This is a genomic window from Ruegeria sp. BB10, from assembly GCF_056535725.1.
Window position 1 is genome coordinate 289,158 of sequence record NZ_JBQFIW010000001.1, and the last position, 13,245, is coordinate 302,402.

Consider the following 13,245-nt stretch of genomic DNA (forward strand, 5'->3'; position numbering starts at 1 on the left):
CTGAACCAACAAGGCACGGCCCATGTCCACTTGCGTTTTCATCCAGATTCGCTGCAAACCCGGCTCTACCTACAAGGTGGCCGAGGAAATCGCCCTGCGCGAAATCCATTCTGAGCTGTATTCGACCAGCGGTGAGTTTGACCTGCTGCTGAAGCTTTACATCCCCGAGACCGAAGATGTAGGCCATTTCATCAATGAAAACCTGCTGGTGATTCCCAACATCGAACGGTCGCTGACCACGATGACGTTCAAGGCGTTTTAACCAAGCTCAAAGGTCGTGACGCCAAAGATGCGGCTCAGATCGATGTCTGGTTCGTAGTCTGAATACATCCGGGCTGTTTCGAACACCTTGTCCAACCCAAGTTCATCGGCCAGCGCGAACGCTGATGGGTTGGGTTGAGGCATGTCCACGAAGACCTCATGCTCATTGTGATCCTCAGGGATTGCAGTCAGAATTGCGGCCAGCAAAGCCCTTGCGATGTCGGAGTTATCCGCAAACAGAGGGCCAACCTTATACCCAGTGAGGCAGGGGCGAAGTGTTGCGTACCCTCTGATTCTGCCGTTCTCGGTAAAGACTTTCGATACGTGGCTATAGGCACTCAGCCAGTCGCCCAGAAACAAGTCGCGTGGCGCGGGAAACAGTTCGCGATCATAGTCTTTCAAGGCGTCGGATGCTTGGGTCAGATCGGTGATTTGATCGTTCTGTCTGGTTCCCAGCTTAGCCAACATCCGACTTTTCGTGCCGGCAAAACGATAGTTGTTATAGGCAAAGGTAAAGCCGGACTTGCGGTAATTGTCCTGTTGCTCGACCACGCCATCCAGCCCCATATTGCGCCCGGTACAATGGGCCAACGCATGCTGAGCGATCTCAAGCCCGTGGCCATGGTGGCGAAACTCGGGTTTGACGATATAGAACCCCAGGAATGCGAAGGTTTCGTCGTAATTTACCGCTGATACCGACGCGATCATCTCGCCATTCAGAAACCCACCCAGAAACCCATCCGGGTCTGTCGTGCGAAAGCACTTGGCATCATGTTTGCCCGGATTCCACCCTTCGCGACCGGCCCAATCCACGGCGTGTTCGACTTCGGCGGCAGTAAGGGGGCGAATGACATAGTCCGACATTGGCGAATTCCGTGCATGATTGAAATCACGGCCAGAATGGCGCAACGCTTACGAAGAAACCAGTGTGTTTGAATGGGTTTGTATCTGGAGCGGGCGAGGCGATTCGAACGCCCGACCCTAACCTTGGCAAGGTTATGCTCTACCCCTGAGCTACGCCCGCATCAGATACAAATGTTGGTCCGAAGACCTCTCAATGGAGCGGGCGAGGCGATTCGAACGCCCGACCCTAACCTTGGCAAGGTTATGCTCTACCCCTGAGCTACGCCCGCGCCGTTGAGTGAGGAGGGATGTATAAATTCCCACGCGGGCCTGCAAGCAGAAAAAGACAAAAAGGCGGAAAAATCTTTCGACGGAAACCCCGCCGCCGCACGTTCAAACCACAGAGCATTATAAAACAAGAGGGTTCGAGGAGAGGAAATGATACGGGTTGCAGATATGAAAATGGCACTGCTGGCTGCACTGATCGTGTTGACGGCCGTGTTCTGTGCGGAAGATGATGGCAAACTGGTCGAGGTTGAGCCGGTCCTAATGAAAGCACCACTGATTGAGACGCAGATATTGGCGGGATAAGCCCCCGCCAGCCGGATCAGAGCGCCAGCACGAGATTTGCAATTGCGGCCACCAGAATGGCCGTGAAGGTTAGCAGCATCCCGATCTGGCGCAGAATCACGATCTGCGGGCTGCGACCGAAGCCATAGGCATGCATCACCCGTCCAGTCAGCAGGGCCAGCCCCAGCAGATTCAGCAGCAGCCCACCCGCGCCTTGCAGCTCGACCATCGCGATCAACAGAAGGGCAAAGGGTGTGTATTCGACAAAGTTGGAATGCGTCCGCATCACTTTGAGCATGTCCTGATTGCCACCGTCCCCGTAGGAAATCTTGTCGCTGCGACGTTGGCTGATAACCTTGGCGCTTAAGACGACGTACAAAATCGCCAGCAGTGCGGCGTAGATTGGGGTGACGGACAGCATCTTGATCCTCCTAGGCGTAAAAAAGGCCGCCCGGTTCCCCGCGCGGCCCCTGTTAATTTAGACGGCTAAACCGGTTATTCCAGTTCGACCAGCAGGTCCTTAGCGTCAATCTGGCCTCCGGGCTGCACGTGAACGGCCTTGACCGTCGCGTCGCGTTCGGCGTGGATGCCGGTTTCCATTTTCATCGCTTCGATGGTCAGCAGCATGTCGCCTTCCTTGACCTGCTGACCAGCTGTGACGGCGACAGTGGCCACAACACCTGGCATCGGTGCGCCGACATGGTCGTGGTTGCCCGCCTCGGCCTTGGGCCGCGCCTGCGTGGTCGAGGTGACCATGCGGTTCGGCACCCGGATCACGCGGGGCTGGCCGTTGAGTTCGAAGAAGACTTTGACTTCGCCTTTTTCGTCGGTCTCACCAATGGCCTGACAGCGGATTTCCAGTGTCTTGCCCGGGTCGATCTCGGCGGTGATCTCTTCGCCTGGCTCCATGCCATAGAAGAACGTGCGCGTGGGTAGGGTGCGGACCGGACCATAGACGCGGTGACGGCCCATGTAGTCCAGGAAGACCTTGGGATACATCAGGTAGCCGTTCAGATCCTCGTCATCGACCTCTTTGCCTTCCAATTGCTTGGACAGCTCGGCGCGTGTGGCTTCCAGATCAACCGCCGGCACGTCCTTGCCCGGGCGGTCGGTGTTCGGTGCCTCGTCTTTTAGCACCTTCTTGATGATGGTGTCCGGGAACCCTCCAGGAGGCTGACCCAGATTGCCACGCATCATGTCGACGACCGAGTCGGGGAAGGCCACGTCAGAATCCGGGCTTTCCACATCGTCACGTGTCATGTTCTGACTGACCATCATCAGCGCCATGTCACCGACGACCTTGGATGACGGTGTTACTTTCACGATATCACCGAACATCTGGTTCACGTCCGCATACATCTGCGCCACTTCGTGCCAACGCTCTTCAAGGCCGAGGCTGCGCGCCTGTGCCTTGAGATTGGTGAACTGACCACCTGGCATTTCGTGCAGATACACCTCAGACGCGGGGGCTTGAAGGCTGGACTCAAAAGCCGCGTACTGGCCGCGCACTGCCTCGAAGTAATCGCTGATCTCCCGGATTGCCTTGATATCCAGCCCGGTGTCGCGCTCGGTATGGCGCAGCGCTTCGACCACAGTGCCCAGCGTTGCCTGCGAGGTGTTGCCGCTGAAGCTGTCCATCGCGCAATCCACCGCATCCACGCCGGCCTCGGATGCGGCCAGAATGGTGGCGCTGGCGATGCCGGCGGTGTCGTGCGTGTGGAAGTGGATCGGTAGCCCGACCTCTTCTTTCAGCGCCCGGATCAGAATCTTGGCCGAGGCCGGTTTCAGCAAACCTGCCATGTCCTTCAGGCCCAGAACGTGTGCCCCTGCATCGCGCAACTCTTTCGCCATGCCGACATAGTATTTCAGGTCGTACTTGGAGCGATCCGGGTCCAGAATGTCACCGGTATAGCAAACGGTGCCTTCGCAGATTTTGCCATTCTCGACCACTGCATCCATCGCAACGCGCATGTTCTCGACCCAGTTTAGCGAGTCGAACACGCGGAACACGTCGATATTCTTGGACGCCTGACGTACGAATTCCTGTACTACATTGTCGGGATAGTTGGTGTAGCCAACCCCGTTCGCCCCGCGCAGCAGCATTTGGGTCATCAGGTTCGGCATCGTTTCGCGCAGGTCACGCAGGCGCTGCCACGGGCATTCCTGCAAGAAGCGATAGGCCACATCGAAAGTTGCGCCGCCCCAGCATTCGACGCTGAACAGTTGTGGCAGGTTGGCCGCATAGGTCGGTGCCACCTTGATCATGTCGATTGACCGCATCCGGGTGGCCAGCAGAGACTGGTGGCCATCACGCATAGTGGTGTCGGTGATCAGCAGCTGACGCTGCGCCTTCATCCAGTCGGCTACAGCCTGCGGGCCCTTTTGCTCCAGCAGATTGCGGGTGCCCATTTGCGGCTCGGCTTTGGGCGCGGGGGCTTTGGCTTCTTTTAGATCAGCGCGCGGGGCGGGACGATCTACGGTCTCGGGATGCCCGTTCACGGTGATATCCGCGATATAGGTCAGAACCTTGGTGCCGCGGTCGCGACGACGCTTGAAGGTGAACAGGTCCGGCGTCGTGTCGATGAATTTGGTGGTGTATTCATTCGACAGGAAGGTCGGGTGTTTCAGCAGGTTGATGACAAAGTCGATATTGGTGCTGACGCCGCGAATACGGAACTCGCGCAGGGCCCGGTCCATCCGGGCAATCGCCGCGTCGGGCGTTGGGGCCTTTGCGGTTACCTTGGTCAGCAACGAGTCATAATACCGCGTAATCACGCCACCCGCATAAGCCGTGCCGCCATCCAGACGGATGCCCATACCCGTGGCCGAGCGATAGGCGGTGATGCGGCCGTAATCGGGGATGAAGTTGTTCTGCGGGTCTTCGGTGGTGATCCGGGTCTGCAGCGCGTGACCGTTCAGATGCACATCAACCTGGCTGGCGGCACCTGTGGCCTCGGCCAGGGTTTTGCCCTCGGCGATCAGGATCTGCGCCTGCACGATGTCGATGCCGGTGACTTCTTCGGTGACGGTGTGTTCGACCTGCACGCGCGGATTCACTTCGATGAAGTAGAACTTGCCGGTTTCCATATCCATCAGGAATTCGACAGTGCCAGCGCATTCATAGTTCACATGGGCGCAGATTTTACGGCCCAGTTCGCAGATTTCCGCGCGCTGTTCTTCGGACAGATACGGGGCAGGGGCCCGTTCCACGACCTTCTGGTTCCGGCGCTGGACCGAACAGTCGCGTTCATAGAGGTGATAGATCTCGCCATGTTTGTCGCCGAGAATTTGCACCTCGACATGGCGGGCGCGGGTGATCATCTTTTCCAGATACCCCTCGCCGTTGCCGAACGCAGCCTCGGCCTCGCGGCGGCCTTCCAGTACTTTTTCTTCCAGCTCGTCCTCGGATTCGATCGGGCGCATCCCGCGACCGCCGCCGCCCCAAGACGCCTTGAGCATCAGCGGATAACCGATCTCGGCAGCTTCCTTGCGGATCGCGTCCATGTCATCGCCCAGAACCTCGGTCGCCGGGATGACGGGTACGCCCGCCGCGATAGCCACACGTCGTGCGCTGGCCTTGTCACCAAGCGCGCGCATGGTTTCAGCTTTGGGGCCGATGAAGGTGATGCCATTCTGAACGCAGGCATCCACGAAATCGGGGTTCTCGGACAGCAGGCCATAGCCCGGGTGGATCGCGTCCGCGCCGCATTCCTTGGCCACGCGGATGATTTCGTCGATGCTCAGATAGGCAGCAACTGGTCCCATCCCCTCGCCGATGCGATAGGCCTCATCCGCCTTGAACCGGTGCAGGCCCAGCTTATCTTCTTCGGCGAAGACAGCGACGGTGCGTTTGCCCATCTCGTTTGCTGCGCGCATCACGCGAATGGCTATCTCGCCGCGATTGGCGATCAGGATCTTGTTGAAGTTGGTCATATCAGGTCCCGGTCTTGGTGGTTTGGCCGTATTCATAGGCGGACAATACGCGCTCGTATATCAGTCGTTCTGGGTAGAACCGGCATGTTAACGCTCGCAAACGCCGCTTGGTGGCGCAAACTTACTAGCAATTCTGCGCTGCAGCATCAATTGCTGTATTGACGTAGCGTAAGTTGATCCAACTTTGCCAAACCCATCTGGCCCATATTCGCCAGCATGTCCTGTCGCAGAATGTCGATGACATGGGCCGGGCCGCGTGACCCAAGGGCAGCCAACCCATAAAGAAAACCCCGCCCCAGCATGACGAAATCCGCCCCAAGCGCCAAAGCTCGCAGAACATCAAGCCCGCCTTCAACGCCACTGTCAAAGATCAGCGGCAAGTCTGTGGCCGCACGTATGGCGGGAAGCGCACAAATGCTAGCCGGGGCGCCATCGAACTGCCGCCCACCGTGATTCGAGACCCAGAGCGCATCAACACCGGCTTGTTTCAGGCGAGCCGCGTCTTCGGCGCGCATCACGCCTTTCAAAACGAACGGACCATCCCATGCATCGCGCAACCATTTGACATAGTCCATATCCGGCGATGTGCGCAGCAGGTATCCGATATGCGCCGTGGGGGACAGCGCGCTATCGCCATCGATGTATTTGTCGAGCGTCCTCATTCGCGGCATACCATGTCGCGCCATGCCCAAGGCCCAAGTCGGGCGTTGGGCGATCTGCGCCAGCAAACGTGGCGTCAGTCGGGGTGGATGGGTCAGGCCAGATCGCACCTGCCGTTCGCGCCGCGATGCAACCGGGACGTCAACTGTCAGCACAAGCGTTGAAAACCCGGCGGATTTGATGCGACCTAACATGTCCGCGCGAATATCCGGGTCCTTTGGAGGGTAAAGTTGAAACCAGGCGTTTTGACCAAGATGAGGAGCCAGATCTTCGGGGCTTTGGCTGGCGACGGTCGACAAAGTATACGGCAACCCTGCCTTGGCACCGGCGAGGGCCAGCAGTTTCTCAGCATCCGGCCAGATCAGCCCCGACATTCCAATCGGCGCAATACCGAAGGGCAAGGGAAAGTCTTGGCCCAAAAACCGTGTGCTGGTGTCACATTCGATAGGACCGTGCAGGATTGAGGGTAAAAACTCCACATCATCCAGTGCGGCCCTGTTTTTGTGCAGCGTGACCTCGGACCCTGTACCGCTATCCAGATATTCCCATACGAAATGCGGAACCTTGCGCCGTGCGTGGCGTTTCAGATCGCCAATGCTGGGGAATGAGCTGTGCAGGTCCATACGAATTGATCCGACCTACACAGTGATTCTGCAAGGTTTTCAGGCCGCTGATGCCTGAGTTGTCGATTTGGTCGGTTGCTCGGGCTTGCTTTTATTACCCTGTGCCGGATCAGTGCCATTGGCGACCTGCACCTGATTTCGACCCTTGTCTTTGGCCACATACAGGGCGTCATCCGATGCACGCATCAAATCCTGCGGCATAGAACCGCGCGCAGCACCATGTCGCCCGCATCATGACCATGGGTGTCGTTGAATTTCTTGAAGTGGTCCACATCCACAGCGATCAAGCTCAGCGGTGCGCCTGTCTGTTGGCTGCGGCTGATGGATTTGCGCAACGTGTCGGTCATATGTCGGCGATTGAACAAGCCGGTCAGCGGATCACGGACCGATTGGTCATGCAATTGGTCCCGCATTCGCACGTTTGCAATCGCCTTGCTGATCTGTTCCGCGCACAGTTGGGCCAGTTTTCTATTGGAATGAAACACTTTTTGGCTGCCTTCATGCGCCCGCAGATGGAGCAGGCCAACTGTTTCGCCATGCGCCAGAATGGGAAAACAGAAATAGGGGCGGCCATCATGGGGTTCGGCATGTTCGCAGACAAAATCAATCTCAGACGCGCCGTATTGGTATGTGCGACCGCGACGCAGACCCCAGCATCCTTCAGGGTGGATATGCGCCTTGTGAGTGCCGCCGTTCCAGCTTGCGCAGCCATCCAGAACATCGCGCGAGTTGGAGTAGAGATAGACGCTGTCCTCTGCCTCGGGCAGGATGTGGGTCATAAACCGTGAAACCATGTCGAACAGTTCATCCAGGGATCGGCTCGACTGTAGCCATTCATTCAATTCGCCCAACAGGCGTACCTCACGCGCCAACCTAAGTTGTTCATCCATCAGGTTGCGTTCTTTGGCTGATTGCCGTTGCAGCGCGCGTAGCTGCAGACGGTTGGTGCGATATGTCACCAATGAGACGCTGGCCAAAGCGAACAGAGCAATGCCGCAAAGGATCGAAAGTGAAACCCTCAGTCGGGTAATAAATGTTGTGCGCAGATCGGTGAAATCGGTGAAAAACTCAATCGCGCCGATGAAGCGTCCGCTTTTTTGTGATCGGAACGAACACCTCAGCCACCTGATGTTGCACGGCGGTACGCGTGCTTTCGGAATGCAGGTCGAGTCCGTCGATCTCAGACTGTGGGAGCGCTTCCTGAATATAATGCGTCATTCCGCGTGCAACATCACTGCGGAAAAAGGCACGCGTTTCGTAGGATCCGATTTCCTCGGGACGTGTTGACCAGATAACGCGCCCGGCCGTGTCGAACATTTTGAACCGATACACATCCGACGCTTCGGGCATCGAAGAAAGAAATTCGGCATCATGCGGGTCGATCTTGCCGGTTTGCAGCGCCGTTTCGGGATCTTTTAGATGCAGAACAACGCGGCGTTTCCACAGTTCGGACTGTTTCAATATGTCAGTTTTCAGCATTCGGTCCACAACCGGTGCCGGAAGAGAATAGACTCCCCAACCTGCAACCGCCGCCAGCGCTATCAACAAAACGGTGATCCCCGCCCATTTTATCCGATAGGCAAGCCGTCCCCGAGCCGTGAGGCTCATATCCCGTCCCCTCGCAATCTGACATCAGCATTGAGGCCAGAGTTTGAGAGAGAGTTAACGAGACCGGCATAGGAGCAGACAAAAAAGCTCGAATTGCTCAGAGCTGTAGCTAAGGATTTGTTGCTTTTTAGGTGAACAAGCCGTGAACAAACCCTTTCCCTTGTCGCGGAACCAGCGTAGTTTGGAGTCATGAGCAGTTTCGACGAAATGGACGCCTTTGAGGGCGCATCGCTTTCGGCACGCGCTATGGCAGCGCGGCCCGCACCTTATCTGGATGAGTTGAACCCGGCGCAACGTGACGCGGTTGAGCGGTTGGACGGTCCGGTTCTGATGCTGGCCGGGGCGGGGACGGGTAAAACCAAAGCCCTGACCGCGCGTATTGCCCACTTGCTCAGCACGGCGCGGGCGCGACCGAATGAGATTCTGTCGGTGACATTCACCAACAAGGCCGCACGTGAAATGAAAGACCGTGTGGGTCGCCTGTTGGGTCAACCGGCCGAAGGGATGCCTTGGCTTGGCACCTTTCATTCTATCTGCGTCAAGCTACTGCGGCGCCATGCTGAGCTTGCAGGGTTGAAGTCGAATTTCACCATCCTGGATACGGACGATCAGTTGCGTTTGCTTAAGCAGTTGATTCAGGCCGCCAATATCGACGACAAACGCTGGCCCGCACGATTGCTGGCCGGAATCATCGACGATTGGAAAAACCGCGCTCTGACGCCAGACAAGGTGCCCGCAGCGGATGCCGGGGCCTATAACAACAAGGGCATTGAGCTTTACGCTCAGTATCAAGTCCGCCTGCGCGAGCTGAACGCGGTGGATTTCGGCGACCTGCTGTTGCACATGGTCACGATCTTTCAAACGCATCAGGATGTGTTGGAGCAATATCAACGCTGGTTCCGCTATATTCTGGTGGACGAGTATCAGGATACCAACGTGGCCCAGTATTTATGGCTGCGCCTGCTGGCCGGGGCGCATAAGAATATTTGCTGCGTAGGCGATGATGACCAGTCGATCTATGGCTGGCGCGGGGCCGAAGTAGGCAACATCCTGCGGTTCGAAAAAGACTTTCCCGGCGCTTACGTGGTACGGTTAGAACAGAACTATCGCTCGACCCCGCATATTCTGGCCGCTGCGTCGAATGTCATCCGCGGAAACGAAAACCGTCTGGGCAAGGAACTTTGGACCGACGCGCAAGAGGGCGAAAAAGTTCGTCTGATCGGCCACTGGGATGGCGAGGAGGAGGCCCGCTGGATCGGCGAAGAAATCGACGCGATGCAAGGCGGAACTCGGGGTGCGCGGCCCTTTAATCTGGATGAGATTGCCATTCTGGTCCGTGCTTCGCATCAGATGCGCGCGTTTGAAGACCGGTTCCTGACCATCGGTTTACCCTACAAGGTTATTGGCGGCCCGCGTTTCTATGAGCGGATGGAGATCCGCGATGCCATGGCTTATTTCCGGCTGGTGGTCAGCCCCGGCGATGATCTGGCGTTTGAGCGGATTGTGAATACTCCGAAACGCGGCCTTGGAGATAAGGCGCAGCAGACGATCCAGATGACAGCGCGCGAGCATGGCGTGTCACTGGTTGATGGCGCGCGGATCGCGGTCGATAACGGGTTGATCAAGGGCAAGGGCGGCAAGGCGCTGCGCGAGTTGATCGACGGGCTGGCCCGGTGGAATGCGATGACGCGTGGGCCTCGGATCGAGGTCGACGACGATTCGGTTATTGATGACGGTACTACGCCCACGCGGTTCGGCGAGCCGGAGGTGTCGCATATCGAACTGGCACAGATCATTCTGGATGAGTCCGGCTATACCACCCATTGGCAAAATGAAAAAACGCCCGAGGCGCCAGGACGACTGGAAAACCTCAAGGAGTTGGTGAACCAGTTGGACAACTTCGAGAACCTGCAAGGGTTTCTGGAACATGTCAGCCTGGTTATGGATAACGAGCAGGAGGGTGACGGGGCCAAGGTTTCGATCATGACCCTACACGCGGCCAAGGGGCTGGAGTTTCCCGCCGTGTTCCTGCCCGGGTGGGAAGACGGGTTGTTCCCGTCGCAAAGGTCGATGGACGAATCCGGCCTTAAGGGCCTCGAGGAAGAACGACGGCTGGCTTACGTGGGTATCACCCGCGCGGAAGAAGTTTGTACGATATCCTTCGCTGCAAATCGACGCGTGTTCGGCCAGTGGCAAAATTCGATGCCGTCGCGGTTTATCGACGAACTGCCCGAGGATCATGTTGAGGTGCTGACACCTCCGGGGCTTTATGGCGGCGGTCAGCCTGCGGCGGGGATCGAAACCCGCGCGGCTGAGGCAAATGTTTATAACTCGCCCGGTTGGAAGCGGATGCAAGCGCGGCAGGGGCAGTATGGGCTGTCTCAGCCACGCGAAACCCGCAACACGGTGATCGATGCAACCGCGGTCGCCAGCTTCACCCTGGGCGAGCGCGTGTTTCACCAAAAATTCGGCTATGGAGCGGTGATCGGCATCGAAGGCGACAAGGTCGAGGTGGATTTCGAAAAGGCGGGCACCAAAAAGGTGGTCTCGCGGTTCCTGTCGGCCAAGGACAACATACCCTTTTAATCAAAAGGAATGTTCCTGACGGCACATGCTCGGTTTTTTTTGGGGCGCCCGGCCATGGCTGCGGCGCCCTGTTTCATTTGTGAAAAAAGAAAAACGGCGGTTCCCGGGGAGGAGGAGGGGAACCGCCGTTCTTTTCAACATCAGGGCAGGGAGGAGAAGAGCCCCGATGTATCCGAACCCGGGTTTGATCCCGGTATGTGTAAGTCGCGGCGACACCAGGGAGGAGGAGAGGTGTCGCCGCGGGCTTTCAACATCAAGGCAGGGAGGAGAAGAGCCCTGATGTATCCGAATCCGGGTTTGATCCCGGTATGTGTAAGTCGCGGCGACGTCAGGGAGGAGGAAGACGTCGCCGCGCGCTTTTAACACCGGGAAAGGGAGGAGAAGTACCCGGTGTGTCAGTGTCCGGCTTTCAGGGCCGGTATAAGGTGCGGCGATATCAGGGAGGAGGAGAGATATCGCCGCTGAAATACAGATCCTAAAGGGAGGAGGAAGGACCTGATCTCGGTTATGTCAGTGCGCGCTTAGTGCGCGACGTATTCTTCGGCCGCCTGCATTGCCACGCGGCGGATCATCGAACGGTGCAGGCCCAGATCGGCCAGCTCTCGGTTCGACAGTTCGGACAGTTCATTCACAGTCCGGCGGTAGACCCGGTACCGAACGAACCTGGTTTTTGCAGCCTCAATCAGTGATGCCAAGCCGGTTGCCGGTGCGCCTTTGAGCGCGGTCTGATGTGTTGCTACAGCCATCTGTGTTACCCGATATGTTTTGTTTTTGCCGCTGTGTCTCGGCGTTTGCTTGAGGATGAAGATAAGGAAATGCTGCACATGCACAATAGGTGAACTTGTCAATGCTGCTATGCGGCAAATGCATAGATATCAACGTGTTGGTGTGCTGTTGTCATTTGGGCCTTAAAAACAGGAGTTTTATGAGTGCCTTGCCCACGGTGGCAATCTTCCGAATTTTACTGGTTAGTAAAAATTGCCGCTTCTTTAAGCGCGATGTTTCTAAGTTGAGCATCTTTTGATTAAGGTGCGCCTCTTGCCTCACTAAAAGAGTGTTCTGGTGTGCATGGGAAATCATGGGCGACGTCTGGGAATGCCTTGGCGATTTGCATAGGGGGCGGCAAATGGAAGGTGATTCGTACGGTGGAAGCTGTGAGATTGACCTCTGGGTGATTGAATTTTCCAAAATCTGGAAAATTTTTGGGAATTCATGGGACATGATGTTCAGTGTAAACTTTTAGCTATATATGGTATTTTGCCTCGATATAAATTCTAATTATGGTGTAGCGCGGGTGGTTTTCAATTGATTGCCATGTGTCTATATTGCGATTCTTGCTTAAGTGCCTTGAAGTTTCCTATTGATTTCCATGAATTCCCATGGCATCCCTTGTTTATCCGATGAGGACGAGGCACATGGGGCGCCAAACGACCCCGAACCAATAAAAACAGGTTTCATACAGGCATCTCGCTTTCATCAATCAAGAGATCCGGCGCGCGGGCGAGCAGACATCCCCCCAGGTGGCGCGCGCAGCTGGACATCCCGCAAAGCGGGTCAATGCGGCGGGTTGATCAGTGGCAGCAGATCAACCCGCCGTTTTTCATCCGGGGGGAACGTGGATTTTGGGTGGGGCGCAAGCGAAAGGGACAGTCGTCTTGGCGCGCAGGTTTAGAGGTGAAAGCCACCACAAGGTGGATACGAAGGGTAGGGTGTCGATCCCGGCCTCGTTTCGCCGTGTGCTTGAGGCTTCGGACCCGAACTGGCAGCCCGGTGATACCCCCGAACTGGTGATCGTCTATGGAGATCACCGCCGCAAATTCCTTGAATGCTATACCATGCAGGCGATTGACGAGGTCGATCACAAGATTGACGCGCTTCCGCGTGGTTCGATGCAGCGGAAGATGCTGCAGCGCATGTTCCACGGTCAGTCTTTCCCGACAACTGTGGATGAGACGGGTCGCCTTGTGCTGCCGGTCAAGTTGCGCACCAAGATCGGGCTTGAAAACGAGGCGTTCTTTATTGCCGCGGGTGATACGTTCCAGATCTGGAAGCCTGAGACATATGAGTCTGAAGAGCTGGCGGCCGCCGAAGATTGGCTGGACGAACAGCCCGAGGATTTCGATCCTCTGGAGTTCCTAGATGGCGTCGGGGACGCGTGACG

At 56.9% G+C, this 13,245-nt stretch carries 12 protein-coding genes and 2 tRNA genes; 4 read left to right on the plus strand and 10 right to left on the minus strand.

All coding sequences use genetic code 11. From position 1 onward, the window contains the following. The first annotated feature begins 22 nt into the window (after positions 1 to 22). Positions 23 to 262, plus strand: coding sequence for an Lrp/AsnC ligand binding domain-containing protein (locus ACR3EP_RS01485; protein ID WP_058280212.1), 240 nt, complete (start codon positions 23 to 25; stop codon positions 260 to 262). On the opposite strand, the gene ACR3EP_RS01490 is transcribed toward ACR3EP_RS01485, so the two are convergent. The 3 genes from ACR3EP_RS01490 to ACR3EP_RS01500 form a co-directional block, all read right to left on the minus strand. Beyond that, positions 259 to 1,125, minus strand: coding sequence for a GNAT family N-acetyltransferase (locus ACR3EP_RS01490; RefSeq protein ID WP_480635969.1), 867 nt, complete (start codon positions 1,123 to 1,125; stop codon positions 259 to 261). The two genes, ACR3EP_RS01485 and ACR3EP_RS01490, sit on opposite strands and share 4 nt — an antisense overlap. 85 nt (positions 1,126 to 1,210) lie before the next feature. Beyond that, positions 1,211 to 1,285: transfer RNA gene (locus ACR3EP_RS01495), tRNA-Gly, on the minus strand. Between the two features lie 34 nt (positions 1,286 to 1,319). Beyond that, positions 1,320 to 1,394, minus strand: a tRNA-Gly gene (locus ACR3EP_RS01500). Between the two features lie 148 nt (positions 1,395 to 1,542). Here ACR3EP_RS01500 and ACR3EP_RS01505 point away from each other — a divergent pair. After that, positions 1,543 to 1,695, plus strand: a complete 153-nt coding sequence (locus ACR3EP_RS01505) for a hypothetical protein (protein ID WP_170348021.1) — start codon at positions 1,543 to 1,545, stop codon at positions 1,693 to 1,695. Positions 1,696 to 1,711: 16 nt separating this feature from the next. Here ACR3EP_RS01505 and ACR3EP_RS01510 read toward each other — a convergent pair whose 3' ends face one another. From ACR3EP_RS01510 to ACR3EP_RS01535, 6 genes are all read right to left on the minus strand, one after another. Then, a complete protein-coding gene (locus ACR3EP_RS01510; protein WP_170348022.1) occupies positions 1,712 to 2,095 on the minus strand; it encodes an MAPEG family protein in 384 nt (127 codons plus the stop codon). A 74-nt stretch (positions 2,096 to 2,169) separates the two neighbouring features. Then, positions 2,170 to 5,607 (minus strand): pyruvate carboxylase, encoded by a 3,438-nt coding sequence (locus ACR3EP_RS01515; protein WP_480635972.1) that lies wholly within the window; start codon positions 5,605 to 5,607, stop codon positions 2,170 to 2,172. Between the two features lie 146 nt (positions 5,608 to 5,753). Next, positions 5,754 to 6,890: an alpha-hydroxy acid oxidase gene (locus ACR3EP_RS01520; RefSeq protein WP_480635974.1), complete on the minus strand. Its 1,137-nt coding sequence runs from the start codon at positions 6,888 to 6,890 to the stop codon at positions 5,754 to 5,756. Positions 6,891 to 6,929: 39 nt separating this feature from the next. Beyond that, a complete protein-coding gene (locus ACR3EP_RS01525; protein ID WP_480635976.1) occupies positions 6,930 to 7,076 on the minus strand; it encodes a hypothetical protein in 147 nt (48 codons plus the stop codon). Beyond that, complete coding sequence (locus ACR3EP_RS01530; RefSeq protein ID WP_480635977.1) at positions 7,076 to 7,849, minus strand: GGDEF domain-containing protein; 774 nt, start codon at positions 7,847 to 7,849, stop codon at positions 7,076 to 7,078. The genes ACR3EP_RS01525 and ACR3EP_RS01530 overlap by 1 nt, the downstream gene beginning before the upstream one ends. Positions 7,850 to 7,958: 109 nt before the next feature. Next, positions 7,959 to 8,498 (minus strand): hypothetical protein, encoded by a 540-nt coding sequence (locus ACR3EP_RS01535; protein ID WP_480635979.1) that lies wholly within the window; start codon positions 8,496 to 8,498, stop codon positions 7,959 to 7,961. Between the two features lie 189 nt (positions 8,499 to 8,687). Between ACR3EP_RS01535 and ACR3EP_RS01540 the strand changes: the two genes are divergently transcribed. Beyond that, positions 8,688 to 11,084: an ATP-dependent helicase gene (locus tag ACR3EP_RS01540; protein ID WP_480635981.1), complete on the plus strand. Its 2,397-nt coding sequence runs from the start codon at positions 8,688 to 8,690 to the stop codon at positions 11,082 to 11,084. Positions 11,085 to 11,605: 521 nt separating this feature from the next. Here the strand turns inward: ACR3EP_RS01540 and ACR3EP_RS01545 are convergent. After that, positions 11,606 to 11,830 (minus strand): DUF1127 domain-containing protein, encoded by a 225-nt coding sequence (locus tag ACR3EP_RS01545; protein WP_170374516.1) that lies wholly within the window; start codon positions 11,828 to 11,830, stop codon positions 11,606 to 11,608. A 909-nt stretch (positions 11,831 to 12,739) separates the two neighbouring features. On the opposite strand from ACR3EP_RS01545, the gene mraZ reads away from it, so the two are divergent. After that, positions 12,740 to 13,243, plus strand: a complete 504-nt coding sequence (mraZ, locus tag ACR3EP_RS01550) for a division/cell wall cluster transcriptional repressor MraZ (protein ID WP_480635983.1) — start codon at positions 12,740 to 12,742, stop codon at positions 13,241 to 13,243. The last annotated feature ends 2 nt before the right edge of the window (positions 13,244 to 13,245 follow it).